The organism is Archangium sp., assembly GCF_057119385.1.
Window position 1 is genome coordinate 1 of sequence record NZ_DBNGVP010000003.1, and the last position, 21,970, is coordinate 21,970.

At 70.4% G+C, this 21,970-nt stretch carries 14 protein-coding genes; 4 read left to right on the plus strand and 10 right to left on the minus strand.

Translation table 11 applies throughout. The features are described from left to right. The 3 genes from AC16DP_RS01220 to AC16DP_RS01230 form a co-directional block, all read right to left on the minus strand. Positions 1-1,688: hypothetical protein (locus tag AC16DP_RS01220; protein WP_483956601.1), on the minus strand; the 1,688-nt coding region annotated here is incomplete at its 3' end. A gap of 355 nt (positions 1,689-2,043) precedes the next feature. After that, positions 2,044-2,310, minus strand: a complete 267-nt coding sequence (locus AC16DP_RS01225; protein ID WP_329726039.1) for a hypothetical protein — start codon at positions 2,308-2,310, stop codon at positions 2,044-2,046. 61 nt (positions 2,311-2,371) lie between these two features. Continuing rightward, the gene (locus AC16DP_RS01230; RefSeq protein WP_329726038.1) at positions 2,372-3,079 is read right to left on the minus strand and encodes a DUF4272 domain-containing protein; all 708 of its coding nucleotides are present in this window, start codon (positions 3,077-3,079) and stop codon (positions 2,372-2,374) included. Positions 3,080-3,229: 150 nt separating this feature from the next. Between AC16DP_RS01230 and AC16DP_RS01235 the strand changes: the two genes are divergently transcribed. Next, entirely contained in the window at positions 3,230-5,785 is a 2,556-nt protein-coding gene (locus tag AC16DP_RS01235) for a M1 family metallopeptidase (protein WP_329726037.1), read from the plus strand. Between the two features lie 107 nt (positions 5,786-5,892). On the opposite strand, the gene AC16DP_RS01240 is transcribed toward AC16DP_RS01235, so the two are convergent. The 7 genes from AC16DP_RS01240 to AC16DP_RS01270 form a co-directional block, all read right to left on the minus strand. Beyond that, entirely contained in the window at positions 5,893-6,981 is a 1,089-nt protein-coding gene (locus tag AC16DP_RS01240) for an FmdB family zinc ribbon protein (RefSeq protein WP_329726036.1), read from the minus strand. A gap of 118 nt (positions 6,982-7,099) precedes the next feature. Beyond that, complete coding sequence (locus AC16DP_RS01245) at positions 7,100-8,731, minus strand: serine/threonine-protein kinase (RefSeq protein WP_329726035.1); 1,632 nt, start codon at positions 8,729-8,731, stop codon at positions 7,100-7,102. 15 nt (positions 8,732-8,746) lie between these two features. Next, complete coding sequence (locus tag AC16DP_RS01250; RefSeq protein ID WP_329726034.1) at positions 8,747-9,814, minus strand: DUF2804 domain-containing protein; 1,068 nt, start codon at positions 9,812-9,814, stop codon at positions 8,747-8,749. A gap of 324 nt (positions 9,815-10,138) precedes the next feature. Further along, positions 10,139-12,634, minus strand: coding sequence for a Kelch repeat-containing protein (locus tag AC16DP_RS01255; protein WP_329726033.1), 2,496 nt, complete (start codon positions 12,632-12,634; stop codon positions 10,139-10,141). 60 nt (positions 12,635-12,694) lie between these two features. After that, positions 12,695-13,834, minus strand: coding sequence for a hypothetical protein (locus AC16DP_RS01260; RefSeq protein WP_329726032.1), 1,140 nt, complete (start codon positions 13,832-13,834; stop codon positions 12,695-12,697). After that, on the minus strand, positions 13,831-17,043 hold the full coding sequence (locus AC16DP_RS01265) for a hypothetical protein (RefSeq protein WP_329726031.1): 3,213 nt from the start codon (positions 17,041-17,043) through the stop codon (positions 13,831-13,833). Before AC16DP_RS01265 ends, AC16DP_RS01260 begins: the two co-directional genes overlap by 4 nt. Beyond that, positions 16,952-17,974: a hypothetical protein gene (locus AC16DP_RS01270; protein WP_329726030.1), complete on the minus strand. Its 1,023-nt coding sequence runs from the start codon at positions 17,972-17,974 to the stop codon at positions 16,952-16,954. The genes AC16DP_RS01265 and AC16DP_RS01270 overlap by 92 nt, the downstream gene beginning before the upstream one ends. Before the next feature lie 309 nt (positions 17,975-18,283). On the opposite strand from AC16DP_RS01270, the gene AC16DP_RS01275 reads away from it, so the two are divergent. The 3 genes from AC16DP_RS01275 to AC16DP_RS01285 are packed head-to-tail and all read left to right on the plus strand — an operon-like array spanning position 18,284 to position 21,953. Continuing rightward, the gene (locus tag AC16DP_RS01275; RefSeq protein ID WP_329726029.1) at positions 18,284-18,910 is read left to right on the plus strand and encodes a Pvc16 family protein; all 627 of its coding nucleotides are present in this window, start codon (positions 18,284-18,286) and stop codon (positions 18,908-18,910) included. After that, positions 18,907-19,644: a hypothetical protein gene (locus tag AC16DP_RS01280; RefSeq protein ID WP_329726028.1), complete on the plus strand. Its 738-nt coding sequence runs from the start codon at positions 18,907-18,909 to the stop codon at positions 19,642-19,644. The genes AC16DP_RS01275 and AC16DP_RS01280 overlap by 4 nt, the downstream gene beginning before the upstream one ends. Before the next feature lie 11 nt (positions 19,645-19,655). Then, positions 19,656-21,953, plus strand: coding sequence for a phage tail sheath family protein (locus AC16DP_RS01285; protein ID WP_329726027.1), 2,298 nt, complete (start codon positions 19,656-19,658; stop codon positions 21,951-21,953). Positions 21,954-21,970 lie beyond the last annotated feature (17 nt).

The window sequence follows — 21,970 nt, forward strand, 5'->3', positions numbered from 1 at the left end:
TGGGGGACGTTGAGCAGGTGCGTCGTCTCGCCCTCCCGTCCCAGGTGGAAGCCAGGCAGGGACTCGAGGACGTCCAGCGTGAGGGGAAAGGAGGCGAGCGCCTTCTGGGTGAAGGCCTGTCCCAGCAACACCTTGCCCTCCGGCGCGTTGCCGCCGAGCAGCTTCTCCAGCGCCCCGCTCGAAGTGAGCTTGCGCTCCAGCGGGGGGAAGTCTCCGTCCGGCGTGGACAGCAGCACCCGCGTGAGCAGGTGCACCGCGTCCTCCCTCATGTCCGAGGTGAGCGCGGGGCCCGTGAGGAGGGTGTCGAAGACGCCCAGGCGCTCGTCCGGGGTGAGCAGGGAGAGCACGTCATGGTCGAGGGCGAGCAGAGGCCGGGGCTGTTGCGGTGTCGCCGTGGCGAGGGCTGTCTGGAGGAGCTCCCGCCGCAAGGCCGCCACCTCACCCGTACCGGCCCCCAGCCCCGGCCGCCAGTCCCCCGGGCGGATGAGGAGCGTGCCCGGGTAGTACCAGGAGGCGTTGCCCTCGGGACTCTCGAGCGGCTCGGGAGCTCCGGCAACGGTGTTGAATTCGGCGCTGTAGCCCCGCCAGCGCCCGTCCCTCCCTGGGAGGATGACGCGCGGCGTGCTTCGGGGAGCGGTGCGCACGCGCAGCTCCGCCCGCTCCAGGGACGTCTCCTCGGTGAGCAGCAACTGGGTGCGCACCTGGACGCTGGAGCCGTCGGGAAAGTAGAAGCGGCCCACCACACTGCCCGGGGCGAGGACGGGCGAGCCATCCGTGACACGGTAGCCCGTCTGAAAGCGCGTGGAGCGCAGGGCGACGGCCTTGCGCAGGGGCTCGGCGGCGTCGCCCAGGGAGAGCCAGTCCTCGTCCCGCCAGGGGCCGAGCGCCTGGAGGTAGCGGTCGAAGTAGCTCCGCCCGGCCCCGTCCGGAATGTCCGAGCGCTGGGCCCAGCGCAGGCCGCGTTCCACCAGCGCGGCGGCCGCGGCCCTGTCCCGGGCGCCCGCCGGGAGCTGGGAGCGGCTCCAGGCGACATCCGCCTCCAGTTGCGCCTCCAGGGCACTGCGCAGGGTGGCGAGCACCTGCGGCACGAGCGCTGGCGGGTGGCGTACGCGCACGCAGACCTGGAGGCCCTCGGCGGCGCTGGCGGGAGGCGCACGGGGCACAATGTCGAAAGCACCCGCCGCCGCGGCATCCCCGAAGAGGCGCGAGGCAATCTCCTCCCGCGAGGCGTACCCGGGCACCCAGAGCAGCTCGGGCCGCTCCGCGTCCACCTGCACGGGGAAGGAAGCCTCCCGGGCCGAGAGGAAGGTGAGCACGCCGTCCTCCCCGTCCTCCGGCGTGCCCTCCTGCTCCGTCTCCACCAGCTCGTCCTCGAGCCACTCTGGCGGAAGGTCCTCCAGGGGCGGGAGGCGCCAGGTGCGCTCCAGGGCAGGCGTGTCCTGGCGGCCCCACTCATAGGTGAGCGTGAGCACCCCTCCGGCGCCCACTCCCTCCGGGACGTCCACCTCCACCTCTTCCCGGCCCGGCTCGGGACTCACCAGCCGGGGCAGCGGCGCGGGCGGGTGGCCCCTGCGCTGCTCCACCCGCAGCCGCGTGCCCTCGCCCCAGAGCAGCTCGCCCGCGGCGATGACTTCATCACCTGCCTCCACCACGAGGGTGCCCGGGTCCATCACCCGGAGGGAGAGCACGTCCCCCTTCCATTCTTCCACGCGGGGACCAGGGGCCTGGGCTCGCGCATGCGCTTGGGCCGAGAGCTTCACCCGCGCTCGTCTCAGCTCTTCGCCGGCCACGCTGGGGCTGGCCACGAGGCCGCTTGCGAGCAGGAGGGCCCGTAGCCCCTTGACCCAAGGGGACAGGCCCCTATTCCCTCCGCTTCCCGCCTTCGACTTCCCTGGGGCGAGTGCCAAAACCTCCGGCCCCGTGCCAGTACGTGCCGGCCGCGGCGCCGGTGCTCCGGGGCGCGATTCGACCCGGTGCATGTACGCATGCGCCGGAAGGAATGCCGCCAGCGCTGGGGGCGGCAGTGCGCACGAGGTGGACGCATCACCACGACGGGTGGACATGCTGCACCTCCGCACCTGTACGAGTTGGAAAGGAACACGTGCTGCGTGAGCCCAGCCAGGAGCAGCTCAGGGCACGCACGTGTTGCGGCGGCGCCGTGGCCGACAACTGCTGGCCAGAGGTGCGCCGCGACCAGGCCCGCGCCTGGCCGGTGTTGATGCTGCCAGAGAGCGCCAGCACCACGAGGAATGTGCCGAGGTTGTCCCCGTCGGGGAGCTTCCGGGCGACGAGTGCGTGGTCCTCCGCCATGCCGGCTGCCCCTTGAAACGACAACCGCCCAAGAAGATTCCCTCACCTGGCACCACCCGGCTCAGGTGTCGGTGCGGGGCTTGTCCCAGTCATCACCATGGAGCCACTCCAGGGCCCGGCGACGCTCCCACACGACGTACTGCTCGACCCGCCCCGGGACCGCGGAGCGCGTGAGGTTGGCCTCGGCAATGCCCCATGACAGGCAGTACGCGAGGTCGAGCGCCTGGTAGAGTTCCTCGGGGCTCCGCAGGTGTGCTCTCTTCCGGAAGCTGCGGCTTCCTTCGCTCCGGCGCAGATCCGGCAACAGCCCGGACAGCTCGTCGCCGCAGTACTTTCCGAAGTCCAGGACAGCAACCAGTGCCAGCGCCCACACCAACGCCCAGAGCGCCTCGACCTGGAGCTGATGGCCCTGCGATTCTGGCGCCAGCCCCTTCTCGACCGCCTCCAGATAGCGTTGCTCCCCTGGCGTGAGTGCTCCCTCGAGCCCCTCTTGCCTCAACCAGGACCTGACAAGAGGGATGGGCATCTGGAATGCGCAGTTTATGACGATGTTGAGCACGAGCGCCCGCTCAACCACCTCCTGCGCCATGCGCACCGGGCCGCCGGAGTGAACTGGGAAATGGGCCGGAGGGCGTGGATAGCCAAGCGCATCGGTGAGTGAGAGCGAGTGTGCGCGCGCGAGTTGGGTGTCCATAAGGAGGAGTGTCTCTGGAAAGACGGGCAGTGGCCAGTGGGCGAGCAGTCCGTTTTCCAAGAGGCCTTCAGCCATGGGGATGCCCCAGCCCCTCCCCCCGTCACGAGGCAAACGAATCCCCTACGCCCCCCCCCAGCCCGAGCCGTCGCCCGGTGGACGCCTGTTGCACGGACGCATCACTCTCCAGCGGGCGTCCGCTCGCACTCCCGCTAGAGTCAGCGGCCTATGGCGCACGCAACCGACGACAAGAACTTCCGGCTTCCCCTCTCCATCCGTCCCCGGCGGTACGCGGCGACGGTGACGCTCGACATGGAGGCCAAGAGCTTCACGGGCCAGCAGACCATCGAGCTGGAGCTCGAGAAGCCCTCCCACGAGATCATCCTCCACGCCCTCGCGCTGCAGCTCGGCGAGGTGACGTTCCGCGGTGGCAACGGCAAGAGCCTGAAGCCGCGTGAAATCCAGCCCGTGCAGGTCAGCGAGACGGTGGTGCTGCGCTTCGGCGAGCAGCTGCCCGCGGGCGCGGCGTCGCTGGACGTGGCGTGGACGGGCCGCTTCACCGAGGGCCTGCGGGGCCTGTACGCGGCGGGCAAGGTGGCGGCCACGCAGTTCGAGGCGGCGGACGCGCGGCGGCTCTTCCCGTGCTTCGACGAGCCGGCCTTCAAGGCGCGCTGGGCGCTGACGGTGCGGGTGCCTCCGGGGCTGACGACGCTGGCCAACGGCGCGCTGCTCGAGGACGAGGAGGACGGCAAGCTGCGCAAGCTGACCTTCGCGGAGACGGAGGTGCTCAGCTCGTACCTGGTGGCGCTGGTGTGCGGCCCGCTGGTGGGCACGCCCGAGGAGAAGGTGCAGGGCATTCCGGTGCGCACGTGGGCGCTGCCGGAGAAGGCGCACCTGACGCGCTTCGGCCAGGACGCGGCGCTGGCGGCGCTGCCCCGGCTGCAGGACTACTTCGGGCTGCCCTACGCCTTCGGCAAGGTGGACCAGGTGGGCATCCCCGACTTCGAGGCCGGCGCCATGGAGAACGCGGGCCTCATCACCTACCGGGAGATCGCCCTGCTGCTCGACCCCGCCACCGCGCCGCTCTCCGTGCAGAAGCGCGTGGCCGAGGTGGTGACGCACGAGCTGGCGCACCAGTGGTTCGGCAACTGGGTGACGATGGTGTGGTGGGACGACCTCTGGCTCAACGAGGCCTTCGCCACGTGGATGGCGTACAAAATTGTCGACAGCTGGAAGCCGGACTGGCGCGTGTGGCTGGACTTCGACGCGGGCAAGGCGGCGGCGCTGCACCTGGACGCGCTGCGCTCCACGCACCCGGTGCGCGGCGAGGTGCGCAACGCCAACGAGGCCGGTGAGAGCTTCGATCTCATCACCTACGAGAAGGGCGGCGCGGTGCTGCGGATGATTGAAGGCTTCCTCGGCGAGGGGCCCTTCCGCGAGGGCATGCGCCAGTACATGCGCACGCACGCGCGCTCCAACGCGGTGGCGGATGACCTGTGGCGGGCGCTGGCGAATGCCTCGTCGCAGCCGGTGCTGGAGCTGGCCAACGCGTGGATCGGCCAGGGCGGCTACCCGCTGGTGTCGGTGGCGATGAACGGGCGGACGGTGACGCTGTCGCAGCAGCGCTACTACTCGGAGCCCGGGGTGAAGAGCGGCGAGCGCTGGCCGGTGCCGATGGTGCTGCGCTTCGCGGACGCGGGTGGGGTGCGCGAGCAGCGGGTGCTGCTGCGGGAGGCGCAGACGAAGGTGACGCTGGAGGGCTCGGGCGAGGTGAAGTGGCTGTGCGCCAACGCGGGCTCCACGGGCTTCTACCGGGTGCAGTACGACGCTCCGGCGCTGGAGAAGATGTCGGCGAACGTCACGGCGCTGGCGCCGGCGGAGCGCATCTCGCTCCTGGCGGACCAGTGGGCGCTGGCGCGCAGCGGGCAGGCGACGGTGGCGGCCTTCCTGGACCTGGCGAGCCGCTTCGGCAACGAGGAGGACGACGCCGTCCTGGACGAGCTGGTGAGCCGGCTGGCGTACGTGGAGAGCCGGTTGGTGGACGGCGAGGAGCAGAAGCGCTTCCAGCAGTGGGTGGAGAAGCTATTGGGGGCGGGGCTGAAGAAGCTCGGCTGGAACGCGGCGCCGGGGGAGTCGGACCGGGTGAAGCTGCGGCGCGCGGCGCTGGTGAGGGCGGTGGGAGGCGTGGCGCGCAGCGCGGAGGCGCTGGGCGAGGCGAGGCCGCGGGTGCTGCGGATGCTGGACGGGGACAAGGGGGTGCTGGAGCCGAACCTGCTGGACGTGGCGGTGGCGATGGTGGCGCGCTCGGGGGACCGGGCGCTCTACGAGAAGCTGCTGGAGAAGATGCCGGGGGAGCCGGATCCGGCGACACAGCGTCGCTACCTGATGGCGCTGACGTCCTTCGAGGATCCGGCGCTGGCGGACGAGGCGCGGAAGCTCTTCTTCACGGACAAGGTGAAGATGCAGGACGTGGCGAGCTTCGTGACGGGGCTGATGAGCAACCGGACGGGGCGGGAGGCGTGGTGGGCGGAGATGCAGAAGCGCTGGCAGGACGTGCTGGCGAGGACGGGCCGGGCGCCGATGCTGCTGCGTCGGGTGGTGGAGTCGATGGGGGCGCTGCGCGAGCGCAAGCAACTGGACGAGGTGCGCAAGCTGCTGACGGGGAGCCCGGTGGAGGAGGCGAAGCAGGCCACGGAGCAGACGTTGGAGAAGCTGGCGCAGGACGTGGCGTTGCGAGAGCGCGCCATGCCCGAGGTGAGCGCCTGGCTGAAGCGTCAGGCGTAGGCCAGAGCCTCATCCACCCCAGGACATCCGAGTCACAACCCCCACCGCGTCACAACCCCTCTCCCCTCGGGAGAGGGACGGGGTGAGGGTACCCGGACCCCGGCTTCCTACCCCTGGAGATCCAGATCGGAAGCCGAGTCCCCCTGCTCCACGGTGCCCCCGCCGCCGCGCAGCAGGGTGAGGTGGCGCACGATGGCGGCCTCGACGGCGAGCAGGCCTGGGAGGAAGAACCAGGGTCCGACGGCGTAGGGGCTCATGTTGAGCATGAACCACATCACGAGCCAGATGGCGGCGAGGATGAGCAGGAGCGGATGAAAGGCGGACAGGCCGCGGTGACGCACGCCGGAGCACGCGAGCAGCAACAGCGTGAACAGGGAATGCGTCGACAGCGGCATGTCTCCGCCGGAGAGCCCCGGGACCCGCAGGGTGCCCCGGGTCCACGGGAGCAGGAGGGCGAAGGTACACAGGACGACGCCGGCCACCACCCAGCGGTGCAGCCGGGGACCGGTGTCCTCCATGCCGTCCGAGTCCCCGTCCCTGTCCGCGAAGTAGCGCCAGCCCTGGTCGTAGCCGAGCACCGCGCCGGCCAGCATCCACACCAGCGAGATGGGGCCGAAGCCCAGCATCAGCACGGCGGACGTGCAGATGAGCAGGGCGAAGGTCTGCGCGATGCCCGGGTGGCGCGTGTCGCGGGGAAGGCTCGCGAGCGCCGGAGGCAGGGGGCGGACGGGCCGGGAGCCCGGCTCCTGGGCCTCGGGGGAGCTGATGAGGCGCCACTCGTTCACGGCGACGAGCGCGGCCCACGGCAGCACCACCACCGAGCCCAGGAACCCGATGCCCTGCACGAACGGAATCACCGAGAGCAGCAGGGCCAGCACCACGAGCCCCAGACCGAGCAGCGTCAGCGAGCCACCCGGCAGGTGCGAGCGCAGACGCGGGTCATCCAACACGCTCCGGAAGGCGGCGCCGACCTGTCCCACCACGCCGAGCACGGGGACGGACACCTTGGAGAGCACCTCCTCCAGCCGCTCGAAGGGAGAGGGAGGCGGAGGCTCCCACGAGGCGCCGTCCGCGAACTCGCCTCCGCCGTAGTCGCCGCCGTAGGACTCGCTGCCCGGGACCTCCTGGCCACACTCGGGGCAGAAGTACTGCACTTCATCGCCAAAGGGGTGGCCACAGCTCGAGCAGGAGTTCATGGGGGATCCGAAACGGGGCCCCCAGTCTAGGCCAGGGGAGGCCCGCGGCGGTACAGCCCCCTCCTCGTCGGCGGCGGCCTGGACGAGGTGGCTGGCATGACCGCGGGTGGAGCTCCACTCAGCCGGAGTAGCTCACGGTGCAGCCCTTGCCGTCGAAGATGACGAGCGTGCGGCGCCCGGGGCGCACCACCACCTCACAGCTCGACGGGCGCCCGGAGGAGATGAACTGCAGCGTGTAGCGGCCCGCCTTCACGTGCCCCTGGCCGCACGGAATCTCTTCGAACTCGTACCCGGGCACCTTCACCTGTCCCTTGACCCCCGGGGCCGGGCCGATGCGCAAGACCCCCTCGCCGGACAGCTCCTCCTCGGCGGGGGCGGGCGCGGGAGCGGGAGCCGCCGCCGCGTGGGCCTGCTCCCGGGAACGCTTGGACACCCGCTTCGAGGAGGCGGACACCACCGCCGCGGAGGGAGGAGGCTTGGGAACGGGCGCGGGCTCGGAAACAGGCTCGGACGCGGGCTCGGGAGCCGGAGCGGGCGCCTCGGCCACGGCCGTGGTGGGGACGGGCTCGGGAGCAGGCGCGGGCGCGCGCGTGGCCACGGGAGGAGGCACAGGCGCGGGCGGAGTCACCGGCGCGGGCGCCTGGCGCGTGAGAACGAAGGCACCTCCCGCGAGCGAGAGCACCAGCCCCACCACCACGCCCGCCACGGGTGCCCACACCTTGCGGCCCCCCGGGAGACTCCGCGCCGCCGGCGCACGCGAGGCCGTGGCGACCGAGGGCGCCGCGGGTCCGGTGCCACCGGGCCGGTTCCGGCGGGGGCTCGACTTCGAGACGGAGACGGACTCGCCCTCGGCGCGCACGTAGCCCGTGAGCGAGCCGGGGCCCACGGGCAGGCCGGCCGCGAAGGCGACGGACTCCAGCTCCTCGCGCATGGTGCGCGCGTCGGGGTAGCGCTCCTCGGGCTTCACGCGCATGGCGCGCTCCACCACGGAGACGAGGCCGCGCGGCAGCTCCGGGCACGCGCGCGAGAGCGGCTCCCACTCCCCCCGCACCAGCGCGGTGTTGCGCGAGATGAGGGTGGGGTACGCATCCAGCGGGCCCACGCCCGCGGCGAGCTGGTACAGGGTGACGCCCAACGAGAACAGATCGCTCCGCCCGTCGAGCACCTTGCCCTGGGCCTGCTCCGGCGAGAAGAAGCCCGCCTTGCCCTTGGTGGTGCCGGCGCGGGTGAGGTTGCGGTTGGTGGCCGCCTTGGCGATGCCGAAGTCGATGAGCTTGAGCGTGCCGCCAGCCGAGAGCATCAGGTTCTGCGGCGACACGTCCCGGTGCACCAGGTTGGGCCGCTCGTGCACGGCCTCGAGCGCGGCGCAGGTGGCGATGCCCACGGCCAGCAGCGCCTCGTCGGTGAAGCGCTCGCCACGCTGGCGCAGCACGCGCTCCACTTCCGTGAGCGACACGCCGGGCACCAGCTCCATGGCCATGTAGAGCAGCCCGTCCACCTCGCCCACCTCGTAGATGTGGACGATGTTGGGGTGGCTGAGGGTGCAGGCGGTGCGCGCCTCGTCGAGGAACATCTCGCGGAAGTCCTCGGACTCGGAGTACTCGGGGCGGATGACCTTCAGCGCGACGGGGCGGACGATGCCCCCGGTGAGGGCCTGCTCGGCGCGATAGACCTCGGCCATGCCGCCCTGGGCGAGGAGGCGGATGACGCGGTAACGGCCAACGGTGGTCCCAGGCTCGATGGAGGACAAGGCCCCCCGAGCCTATCACCACAGCATGTCTTGATCCTCGGTGACGCCGGGCACCCCGGACAGCCGGTGCGTCTGGCCGCCCACCCGGACGGTGCCCTCGAAGAGGCCGAGCGGCTGGGCGAAGTGGCTCACCACCACCTTGAAGTCGTGGTCTTCCCGGTGGACGTAGAGGGGCTGGAAGCGCAGGTCCACCGCGCCGTCCCCGGTCCGGATGCGCCAGGGGCTCATCAGCTCGCGCCGGTCGTACTCGAAGTGCGCGCGGCCGAGCGGGTAGAGCCGGGAGCCCAGCCAGAGGGCGTTCTCGTTGATGCCGGAGCTCTCGTTGAAGCCCTCGACGAGGTTGATGCCCACCGGCGTGCCATCCGCCAGCCTGCCCGCCAGGAAGGCCCACCGCCAGGCGGTATGCCGCGCGAGGTAGCCCTGGGTGTAGTCGGTGCCGCCCACGCCGCCGTCGAGCCGGAAGCGCTTGCCCCCGGCCTCGAGGCTGCCGAAGGCCAGCATGCCGCAGCGCTTCTGGGTGACGTTGACGAAGCCATCGCCCTCCACGGGGGCAATCACCGTGAGGGCGGGAGGGCCACCGGCCACGAGGAGGTCTCCATTCCACTGGAAGGACTGGAGGCTGCCGGTGCGCAACCGGCTCACGTCGACCTGGAGGTGGTAGCGCTCGTCGTCCTCGCCGCGGCGCGCCGTGAGCCGGCCGCCGAGGGTGCGGAACGAGGCCGTGAGCCCCGCGCCGGGCTTGTCGCCGACCTCGGCGAGCGGGCCGGGGGCACCGAGGAAGCTCACGTCACAGAGGGGCCGCTGCTCCTTGAGGTCGAGGGCGACGGCGAAGGCGTTGGCGGAGTAGCCCACGTCCACCACGGCGAAGAGGGCGAGCACCTCGGGCGTGGCGGCGAGGGTGTAATGCCAGCGCTTGCGTTTGAGCAACCGGGCGGGAGCCGCGGCGGGAGCCCACCGGCCCTTGAGCCGGGAGAGATCCACCTCGGGCAGCTCGCCCTGATAGGTACCGAACCGCGGTTCACCCGACGCCGTGGCCACGGAGGCGGGCGCGGGAAGGAGATCCAATTCTCGCTCCGGTGTCATTTCATGCCCAGGGTGGGCCTTCTCCTTCCCATCTGCCACCCGGCCCCCGGGTACGACGGATCACTCGCGCACAGAACGCCGCCGGGAGTGTACGGAGGTGGACCTTTCGCGATGGAGTCGAGCCCCCTCCGGGCTTCAAAACCGGTGGGGGGCATGGAGACATGTCCCTGGGAGGTTCGATTCCTCTGTCCTACCGACCCATTTCCCCTCTGAAAAAGGGCGTTTGAGGCAAGTGAGCCATCGGACGCAAGTGTTCGCCGGCGTTCGGGGGCGTCCGTTCGATTACGTCCCTTTTACGTCCCTGGCGATTGCGTCACCTGCTCATCACGGGGTGTAGATTTCGCTCTGAAGGTCGGGGTCACCGCCCCCCGTAATCAGCACCTGGCCCGATGACAACAACGTGGCCGTGTGGGTGCTACGGGCCGTGGCCATGTCCCCGGTGCTCCACCAGTTGCCCGTCGCCGGGTCGTACAACTCCGCGGAGCCCAGGTTCACCTGGCTCGAGCCCACCACCCTGGAGCCCCCCATCACCACCACCCTGCCCGAGGGCAACAGGACGGCCTGATGCGACATCCGGCGCAGGTTCATACTGCCCGTGGTCGCCCAGGTGCCAGCCACGGGGTCGTACAGCTCCGACGAGGCGAGCACGGTGCCTCCCGAATCCTGCCCGCCCATCACCAGCACCCGGCCCGAGGGCAACACGATCGCCGAGTGCGCGATGCGCGAGGTCTTCAAGCTGCCGGTGGCCGACCAGGTGCCGGCCGCGGGGTCATACAGCTCCGCCGTAACCACCGGGACACCACTGCCGTTGGCGCCTCCCACCACCAGGACCTTCCCCGAGGACAGCAGCACGGCGACCTGCTCGCCACGGGGTTTGGACAGGGAGCCGGTCGCCGACCAGGAGCCGGTCGCGGGCTCGTACAGCTCCGCCGTGGAGAGCACGCCGCCATTGTTGTCGTAGCCGCCCGCCACCAACACCTTGCCCGAGGGCAACACGGTGGCAGTGTGCGCATAGCGAGCCGTGCCCAGGCTGCCGGTGGCCGACCAGGTGCCGGCCGCGGAGTCATACAGCTCCGCCGTGGCGACCACGCCCCCACTGCCGTTGTAGCCGCCCACCACCAGCACCTTTCCCGAGGGCAACACGGTGGCGGTGTGGCGCTGGTGGACCCCGGCCAGGCTCCCGGTGGCCGTCCAGATACCGGCCGCGGGGTCATACAGCTCCGCCGTGGCGAGCGCTCCCGAGCCATTGGAGCCACCCGCCACCAGCACCTTTCCCGAGGGCAGCCGCGTGGTCGTGTGATTGTGACGGGCCGCGGCCAGGCTCCCGGTGCGCGACCAGGTCCCAGCGATGGGCTCGAACACCTCCACGCCGGCGGAGGCGTTGCCATCAGCACCGAGGCCGCCCGCCACCAGCACCCGGCCCGAGGGCAGCATGACGGACACGTGGCCCGAGTGAGCTCCGGCGGTGGTGGCGGTGGGCGTCCAGATTCCAGTCCCCGGCTCGTACACCTCCGCGCTGGACAGCGTGCCAGTGCCATTGGAGCCGCCCATCGCCAACAGCCGGCCCGAGGGCAGCAGTGTCAGGGTGGAACCCGCGCGGGCCTGGGACATGACACCGGTGGCTGACCAGGTGCCGTTCCCCGGGTCATACACTTCCGCGCTGGCCGTGGCCTTCCCGGCGCCATCCGTCCCGCCCCCCACCAGGACCCGCGCCGAGGCAATCAGCAGCACGGCGGCATGACCCGAGCGGGACGTGGACATGGAACCGGTGGCCGCCCAGGTGCGGGTGCTGGGGTCGAACACCTCGGCACTGGCGAGAGGGCCGCCGGGGCCCGAGCCTCCCGCCACCAACACCTTGCCCGAGGGCAGCCCGGTGATGGACGCGTCCATGCGCGCCGCGGACATGCTCGCGGTGGACGCCCAGGAGTTGGTCGCCGGCGTGTACAGCTCCGCGGTGGACGAGGCGCTGGTGCCATTCGAGCCGCCCATCACCAGCACGGTGCCCGTGGACAACAGGATGGCGGAGTGATGCGTACGGGTCTCGGACATGACCCCCGCGGAGCTCCAGGTGCCAGAGGCCGGGTCATACAGCTCCGACAGGGAGAGCACGCCACCGCTGCTCGTACCGCCCGCCACCAGCACCTTGCCATTGGGCAACAGGGTGGCGGTGTGGAACTGGCGGGCCGAGGCCATCCGTCCGCTCTCCTTCCAGGAGCCCGTGGCCGGATCGTACAGCTCCGAGGAGTCCAGAGGAGCGCCGCCCACGCTGCCACCCGCCACCAGCACCTTGCCATCGGGCAGCAGGGTGACGGAGTGACCACTCCGCGCCGAGACCATGCTGCCCGTGGCGGACCACTGGGTGCAGCGGATGGTCATCTGGAAGTCCTTGGAGAAGGAACGCCCGCGGGTATTGGTCACGACGACGGTGACGGTGGGCACCGGCACGCCCGCGGACGCGCAGGTGGGCGACGTCCAGGTGACGGCGCTGGAGGCCGCGTCACTCTCCGGCGTACCGAGGTGGCCGGCATTGGCCGACCAGGAGAAGCCCAGGACACCGCCCTGGGAATCGCTCGCCGACACGCGGAAGGTGACGGGCTCGCCCACGGTGGACTGGAACGCGGATTGGGAGGCCTCCCGGAGCTCCGGCGGGAGCCCCGTCTGCGTGCCCCCATCATCGCCTCCGGGCGTACCGGAATCGGCACAGGCCCCGGGATTCTGCTGACAGGAGTCCGCGGGCCCGTCCCCGGGATCGGGATTGCCGCAGCCGGACACACAGCCCAACAACAACACCACGACGACGAAATCCTTGAAGAATTTCACGATTCCCCCTCGTGACGAACAGCACTCCGTCTGCCTCTACACCGGGCGCGAGCGCCCCAGCTACCCGGCTCGGGACAACTCCTCGCGCAAGAAGAAGCTCATGTTCATGGCCGCACCCTTCACCTCGGGCACCGGGTCCACCATGGCCGCCTGGAGCAGAGCCCGCAGCTCCGCATCCACTCCCCCGCCAGGGAGGATCCGCGTCGAGGCGGACAGCGCGAGCGCGTGGAGCGCCTGCACCCGGTACTCATCGAACCGGCTGGAACGCAGGGCCAGACGGGCCAGCTCCGGCGGCAGATAGGCGAGCATGGAGCCTGTCCCAATGGCCATTTCCGCGGCATCCGCGCCCGAGAAGTAGAGACAGCCCACGTCCGAGCCCTCGGGAGAGAGGAAGGTCATCCGCCCATCGAGCTCGCGAGCCCGCAGCTCCACCCACCGCGTGTCTCCCTCGCGAATCTCCTGGACCCGCTCACAGACGGACTCGAGGTGCTCCAGGAGCGCATCGAGCGGCGGGCTGCGCTGCATGAACGGAAGCGCCAGGCGCAACTCGGGCTCGGGGGCGGCTTCCGCGGGCTCCACCGCCTCGGACGTGCCCTCCTGCCGCTCGGCCCGCGCGAGGAAGTCCTCGAGCACCTGGCGCTCCCTTGCCTCCGTCTCGGCCTCGAGCAACTCACGGATGTGCCGCCGGGCTCCCGGGAGCTTCCCCACCAGTTCGATGAACAGGGCACGCCACCGCAGTTCCCGGTCGGCATCACCCCGGACGAGGCGGGTGGTGTGCTCGACGTGGGAGTCACGACAGGCGCCGCCCTCCTCCGCCAGGTAGAGCTGCGAGAGAACCTGGAGCGAGTTCACACGGACCTGCCTGTCCGGGCCCGCACGGGCCCCGAGGTGGAGCAGCCCGGCCGGGATGAACTGGAGGACCGTGACGAGACTCATCGCCACGTCGATGCGATCCGGCCCCGAGAAGTACGCGCACCCCATATCCGCCAGCTCACGCGAGCGCGTCAGGGTCACCGAACTCACGAAGCCCGGGTCGCGCGACTCACACTCGAGGACTTCCAGATCGCCCTTCTCCCGGCGGTTCTCGAGCGTCAGATTCCCCACCCGCAGCCGCTCCTCGAATTCGGGTTCATCCAGCTCGCCCTGGTATGTGAAGGCCAGGCGCAGCGAGGGCCAGAGCTGCTTCTCCATCTCCATCATGTCGCTCCCTTCCTGGAGTGGGAACTCTCGTACATCTCGGCCAGCTTGTCCTCGATGACCTTCACGGCCGTATGAAGCTGAGCAGGTGCCAGGAAGACGTGCTTGCCCTTGTCGAGCTGGGACTCCTTCTGGAACTTCACCCCGAGCTCCTCGAAGAGCTTCTTCGCCGCACCATCGAAGAGCGCCGCGCCGTGCTTGCGGTAGGCCTCCATGAAGCCCTCGATGGCATGGGGGTACACGTCGGTCTTGAAGGCGTCGGCGGCTTGTTGGGCATTGGTTGCATTCAAGAGACCGGAGACACCGAATGCCCAGGCCGCGGCCGCACGTGTCATCTCCACCTGGAAGAGCAGCCGGCACTCGGCGACGAGCTGGTTCTGGTCCTTGTAACGCTTCTTCACCCTGCCCGCCTCGTCCCGTTCCTCCGAGAGAAGGAACTCGTTCTCCTTGCGCTCCTTGCTGGGCAACCTCAGCAGCACCTGATTCTGGTGGAGCGCCTGGAGCAGCTCGGCGGCGAAGGAGTCCTTGGCCTTCGGGAGGGTCGCGCGGATCTCCTCGTAGGTCCCCAGCGCGCTCACGAGCGTGCCTCGGAAGGAGGAAACGAAAGCAGGGGTGTACTCCTTCTTCACCGGGGTGCGGGACGGCGTGTTCCTCGCGGCCTCGAAGGGCCCTTGGCTCGCCGAGAGACGCGACGAGCGCTTCGACCTGGACGGACGCTTGTCCTTCTCCACCTCCGGCTGTTGGGTCACCGAGGCCTGCTGCTGCGCCAGCTTCGCCTCGTGCTCGGCATCTCGCAGTTCGACGGCCGCGGCATCCTTCTCGATCTGATGGCGGATCTCCGTGGAGATGTCGAAGACGGTCTTGCCCTTCCACCCCAGCTTCTCGACCTCGGCCCTCTTCTCGTCCGCCAGCAGGGAGACGGCCCGCTCGACGAGCTCGCCCGCGCCCACCCGCTTGACGCTCGCCACCTGGCCAGCGGCCGCGGCGGCCTCCTGGAGGTGCCCGGTCGTCTCCGAGACCGCCGCTTCCCGGGTGTTCTTGGAGCGGCCCTGCAGATGGCCGCTGAGGGTGTCCTCCGCGGCTTTCGCCTTCTGGCTCAACACGGCCATCTGGTCTTCCACGCCCTTGGGCGGAGGAAGGATCGTCTGAGCGTCTCCCTGCGCCTCGAACTGCTTCCGCAGGGCGGCCATCTCCTCCGTCACGAGTCCGCGGCTGGCCCCCGGCACGAGCCCGAAGATGGGGCCGCTGCCCATCACATAGGCCGTCTTGCCCTGCGATGAGCGCTTCACCGAGAGCTCGCCCGCGCCCGCCGCTCCGGCATAACGCGCGCGGATGGTGAGCTCGGCGTCACCGACGTGCTCACCGAACATCTCGTAGAGCTCGGAGAGGATCGACGCCAGCGAGCGCTCCTCGGCGAGGATCTTCGCCGTCTCCGCGGCACTCGCCTTGTCCATCTTCTCGCGGTGCTCGCGCACGAGCGCGTCCGCGTCTCCGTTCAATCCCGTGCTGAGCACCCTCGCCTTGCTGAGCAGCTCCCGGGCCCGGTTGCGGGTGTGGTAGTCCGAGAAGTACCCCACGCCCTCGCCTCCCGCGTGACTGCCCTCGAGCCTTTGGGCGAAGTCGTCGAGCCGGGTTCCGAGGGGAGTCGGAGTGGACGCGACCATCAGGACGGCATCGCCGCCCTTGACGACGAAGTACATCCGGTGCGCCTCCCTGCCCCCGGTGAAGGAGACGGGCTCGCCGACGGAGAGCTCGCCCTTCTCGCCGCCGGAGAGCTCCGCGAGCTGCCGCAGCATCCCCACCAGCCTGTGCTCGTCCTTCTTGAGCTGGGCATCGGCCTGCTGGAGCGCCGCCTTGTCCCCCTTGCCCGAGGCCACGCGATCGGCGTGCTGATCGATCGCCGAGGCCAGCGCCCGGGCCTCGCCTCCGAGCCCATGGGCTTTCTGCTGCTCCTGCTTCGGGTGGTTGCCGCCCACCTTGCGCTCCTGGGAGGCAATCCAGGAGGCGGCGCCCTGTTGCGGAGCCGCGATCAGGAGGGTCGCGCTCTTGCCCTTCACCTGAATCCAGAGCCGGTACGACTCGCCCTTCGCGTCGAAGCGGACGGGCTCGCCCACCTGCCCGGGAGTTCCCGTTGCATCATCCTTGCCCGGCTTGCCCTTGACCGGCTTGTCCCTACCGGGCTTCTCCTTACCCGCCTTGCCCCCCTTCTTGCCACCTGGGGCGGGCGCCTTCGCGGGGGCCGCGTCCTTCTTGCCCCCCGGCTTGCCACCGGCCGGAGCTCCCGCCGCTCCGCCTTCGTTCCACTTCGCCGGCTTGTGGTCCTCGCCGCCCTTGCTCTTGCCCGGCGCGCTCTGGCTGAGCAGGTCGCTCATGAACCTGCCGCCGTCGAACTCCACCTCCGTGAACTTCACCTCGGGCCACTGCTTGGAGCCCAGCACGTGCTCCACGTCCGCCCCGATTCCGAACTCTCCCGGCAGCGGGTACTCCAGGCTCCCCAGCGGCCACGTCCACTTGTCGTCCGGCAGCGGCGACCACCAGGGGCTGTCCACCTCGACGAACAAGTCGCCCCCCAGCCCCAGGAAGGGCTGCGCCGCCAGCTCCATGTGGCCCTGGATGTAGAACTCTCCCGCCGCTCCCGCCTTCTGCCGGTAGCCGATGATGGGCGTGGCCTCCACGTAGCCTCTCACTCCCGCCAGCGCCCACACTCCCACGCCCGCCTTGATGTCGTGGCCGAGCAGCTCGACGCCCACGCCCCCCTCGGCCCGCAGCCGCAGGCCCGCGAACGCCGAGATGTTCAGCGTCGCCTGCAGGTTGAGCTCCTTGTCCACCTGCTTGTCCGTCGAGTACTGCCCCGACAACTTGATGTTGTAGAGCTTGCCCGGCCCGATGGTGGCCAGCGCCTCCAGTCCGACGTTGGCGAACACGAACACGTTGCCCACCACCGGCAACCCGTAGGCCGCTCGCGCCTCCACCTTCAGCAGGCTCTTCGTCCACTCCTTCTGCTCGAAGAGGATGATCTCCTTGGGCGGAGCAATCTCGCCCTGGACGGTGGCCTCGCCCTGGCTGTTGACGACCACCTTCGCCTTCCCCGTGAGCCACTCCGTCAGCGAGAAGTCCAGCTCACCCCAGCCGCAGAGGGCCCGGGGCCCGGGCTTCGCCGCGATGGGCGTGGCCGCCGGACCCCCCCCCCGCCTCCGACCCTCCCGCGACACCCGCGCCGTCCTGCCCCGGCAACTCCCCCGCCCGCGGAGGCTTGCGGGTGATTTCCCGCGCCGTTTGCGCGTCCGTGGCCACCAGCGTGATGGAGCCCTTGAGCCGATCGCCCGCGTACCCGGCGGTGCCCTGGATGTCCAACACGCCCCGCCGCAACCGGGCATCCACTCCACCCGACACCTTGCCCACCCCCACTTCCAGGTGCGCCTCGCCGGACAGGCCGGTCTCGGGGCTGTAGTTGACCTCGAGCTTGCCGGTCGAGGCGCCCGGGAGCTTCACCTCGGCGGAGCCACTGAAGGAGACGTGATCTCCCTCCACGCTGAAGCTGCCCGAGCCCTCCACGAAGCCGCCGAGCGTGAAGCGCAGTGACTCCGCCCCGAGCGTCAGCGAGCCCCCCTCGAGGGCATTCACCTTGGTCCCCACCGACACCTTCGACAGCCCCGCCCAGCCCAGGGCCTCGGGACTCTTCTCGATGGCGCGGAAGAGGGCCGAGTCCCCCTTGGGGACGGCACGCCCGGGCGCTCCCACCGCGGCGCGGCCGGTGATGACGTTGTTCTCGATGCGCACCACCAACACCAGCGAGTCGCCGAGCACGCCCGCCAGCGGGCCCACGGCCAGGGGCAGGGCTGCACCCTCCCCCCGCGTCTTGTATCCGTCCGCGGTCTCTTCCAGCTCCAGCTCGCCCACCGCGAGCCCGGGCAGGCGCGCCGTCACCTTCCCCTCGGAATCCGGAGCGATCGCCGCCGGATCCACCCGCCCCTTGCCCAGATCGATCTCTCCCGCCGCCTCGCTCCTCAGATAGAGGGGGAGCCGCGGCTGCTCGCCCGGGCGCCGCGCCGGACCCGCGCCCACGGACGCCTTGCTCCGGGCCTTGGTCTCCGAAGACCTGGCCCCCGCCGGCTCGGGTCTATTGACAGCCTTGAAGCTCATCTCCACTCCTCATGAAGACTCTTGCAATGCCTGTCATTGCCCACTCCCCGCCCGAGACCCACGAGCGTACACCCCGGGTCTGACATGGGGGCCCACGCGAGGGGACCGGCTCCCCCAGAAGTCAAACGCCATGCCCAACCCCAGACATGGGATCTCCAACGCCCGGGGTCTCGAACTCCCAATGACTCCCAAGGTGATAATGATTCCACGTATTGAAATCCAATGAAGACTCACGTACGGTGTTTTCGCTTTCGTCGGGAGAAGACCCGGCACGGTTGGGTTTGCTCATTCCGTGGCCGGGGGGACATCATGGCGAATCTCCTTGCAATTCATTCCATAGGCGAATCCCTCGTCTCCTATTTCGCGCACGCCTGGCAGGCGCTGCCCCAGGAGCAGAAGGACACGCTGCTCTCCGGCGCGGACCCGGTCTTCTCGCTCGTGTCGAGCCGGGAGTTGGGGGGCGGGCCCACCGCCTCCGAGCCCACCGCCAGCCGTCCGGCGCTGACGCTCTCTCTCTATCGTGTGATGATGAATGAGCACCTGCGGAATCAGCCATACACGGGCAGCACCTCGGGTGAGCCCCCACCGCTCGCGCTCGATCTGCACTACCTGCTGACCGTCTGGGCGGACAACGCCCGGGACGAGCACCGCCTGCTCGGCTGGGCCATGCACCAACTCCATACCCATCAGACGCTCAGCGCGTCGGATCTCAACGAGGACGGAGGGTGGAGCTCGGGAGAGATGATCCAACTCATTCCGGCGGAGCTGAGCAACGAGGACCTGATGCGCATCTGGGATGCCTTCCAGCGCCCCTATACCCTCAGCATCTCGTACATCGCGCGAGTGGTCCGGATCGACGTTCCTCCCAGCACCCCGAGCGGCAGGCCGGTGGTGGCGCGGCGGCTCTCCTTCTCCGGCACGGGAAGTGGCGCATGAGCCTGGAACGACTCGACAGCCGGGCCCTGGCCGCCATCCGTTTCCTCGACGGGGAGACCGGTCAGCCCCTCACCGGCCCCCTCCACGTCTCCGGCAATGGCATCCGGGTGGTGCGCAACCCGTCGGGCCTGTATGCCTTTACGGCGGCCCCCGGCTTCGAAAGCTACACCGCCCGGTTCGAGGCGCCGCCCGAGCCAGCCCCGGCCACCCTTCCCGTGACCGTCGTGGATCCCAGCGGGCGTCACCTCCCGCGCGGGTTCACGCTCGAGCTGCCGCGTGACGCGTCACTGGGGCCCGAGCACCCCGAGCAGTCCGTGTTCGCACCGGTGGACGTGCGGATGTACCTCGCGCCCACGGCCCGGCGCGCGCCGGGCAGCGCCGTGGTGCGACTGTCCCTCAGGGATGGCCAGGACAACCCGCTCGCCCGTGTGGTCATCCGCCTCCGGGTCGCCATCCCGGACAAGCCCGCCGTCGAGGGGCTGGGTCTCTCGGATGAGCGGGGGGAGGTGCTGCTGCTCGTCCCGCGTATCCCCATCATCCGGTGGGGCCAGCAAGAGGGCGACGCGCTGATCCACACCACGTTCCCCGCGACGTTGGAGTCCGCCATCGCTCCGAGTGTCGCGGGTCTGCCGGCCCCGGACATGCCGGCCCCGAGCTTCACGCCGCTGCCTCAAACCCTCCAGGTCGCCTCCGGCCTGGAGATCCACCGTCGGATCCAGATCCCGACCTCATAGAGGGGGTTCACGTGCCCGAATACCTCGCACCCGCTGTCTACGTCGAAGAGCAGAGTTTCCGCGCCAGGTCCATCGAAGGGGTGAGCACCAGCACCACCGGCTTCGCGGGACCGACGCTCACCGGTCCACACGGAGCCACGCCGGAGCTCATCACGAGCTTCGCGGACTTCGAGCGCATCTACGGAGGGCTGGACGACCTGGACTTCGGTCCCGGCGGCCGCGCCACCAACTACCTGGCGCACGCGGTCCGGGCCTACTTCAACGAGGGCGGCTCACGTCTCTACGTGTCGCGCGCGGTGCCCCTGGGCGCGGCGAAGGCGGTGGCGGAGATCAACGGCGCGGCGCGCTTCACCGCGCGCTTTGCCGGCAAGGTGGGCAACGGCACCATCACCCTCGAGCCCGTGCTGAGCCCCGCGACCATCCGGGGCATGGACAGCGCCCCGCTCGGCTCGGTGCTGCTCGGGGACGCGGCGCCCGCACTGCTCCAGGGCAGCGGGGCGGCCCCCTTCAACCTCTCGGCCAGTGACACGCTCCAGCTCACGCTGGGCGAGGCCCCGTCCGACGAGTCCGTCTCCATCAAGCTGGCCGTGGGCAAGGCCGAGGCCACCGTCATCGGCTCCTTCTCGGGAACGGGCTCGAGCCCCACCCAGGTGGAGCTCGTCCTCAGCGGCATCGCGCAGCCCGCCATCGAGCTGGCCGCCAACCTGTCGGCCCAGCAGGTCGTCGACGCCCTCAACAGCCAGCTCCACGGCGGCTACGCCCGGCTGGACGCGGCCGCGCTGATCCTCGGGGCCTATGTGCCCTCGGCGGGGGCGCGCGTCTCCGTGGTGGTGAAGAAGAACGAGGCGCTGGGCGTCACCGGCACGGTGGGCGCCGCCAACGTCACCAGCCTCACCTCGGTGTCGGTGGAGGAGCTGGACCAGGCGCTCCGCGGCGCGGGCATCCGGGCCACGTCCGTCAACGGCAAGGTGGCCCTGCGCACCACGCGCATGGGCGAGACGGCCCGGCTCACGTGGGGGGGCGGGACGGACCCCATGGGCCTGGGCGCCCAACCCGCCATCGGCGCGGGCAGCGCTCGCACCTACCTCAAGACGGCCTCGGGGTGGATCGACGAGAGCCACGCCGCCGCCAGCGGGCTGCCGCTCGACAAGGACGCGCCCGTGGGCAACTTCGTCACGCTGCTGGTGCGCACCCGCGACGGCGCCGGCCGCGAGGCGAGCTACGAGGGCGTGGGGTTGGATCCCCAGCACCCCCGGTGGATCGGCGGCGTGCTCTCGGAGGAGCCGAGCCGTCAGTCCGAGGCGCTCCAGCGGCTGTACGCCATCCAGTTCGACGGCACCCCGGCGGACGGTCTGGCCATGTACGGCGCCCTGTTGGACCTGGGCCAGCCCCGTACCTTCACCCTCGAGGACGGCGGCGACGGGAGCGCCCCGACGGCGGCCGAGTACGAGGCCGCGCTCGCCGTGCTGTCCGGCGTCGAGGACATCTCCATCATCGCCGCGCCGGGCTCCTCGGCCCATGGCGACACCACGGCGCGGGGCGTGCGCAACGCGCTCATCTCCCACGCCGAGAAGCGGCGCGCGTACCGCGTGGCGGTGCTGGACACGCCTCCGGAACAGGGCGCCACCCAGGCCCGTGCCTGGCGAGGGGAGATCGACTCGAAGCACGCGGCGCTCTACTACCCGTGGGTGGTGGTGGCCAATCCGCTGGCCCGGCCGGGCGACGAGCGCATCCCCAAGGAGATCGCCCTGCCGCCCTCCGGCTTCATCTGCGGCATCTACGCGCGCAATGACGCGGAGCGCGGCGTCTTCAAGGCCCCGGCCAACGAAGTGGTCCGCGGCGCCCTGCGCTTCGAGACGGACATCCACTTCGCGCAGCAGGAGGTGCTCAACCCGCTGGGCATCAACTGCCTGCGCTTCTTCCCGGGCCGCGGCTACCGCGTCTGGGGCGCGCGCACCGCGAGCTCGGATCCCGAGTGGAAGTACGTGAACGTCCGGCGCTACTTCAACTTCCTGGAGCGCTCCATCGACGTGAGCACGCAGTGGGCCGTCTTCGAGCCCAATGGCGAGCGGCTGTGGTCCAACATCCGGGAGATGGTCGCCAGCTTCCTGGAGACGCAGTGGCGCTCGGGAGCCCTGCTCGGCAGCGACCCGAAGCAGGCCTTCTTCGTCCGCTGCGACCGCAGCACCATGACCCAGGACGACCTCGACAATGGCCGCCTCGTCTGCCTGGTAGGCGTGGCCGTGGTGAAGCCCGCCGAGTTCGTCATCTTCCGGATCGGCCAGAAGACGGCTGACGCTCGCAATTAGGGGAAAGGAATACACAC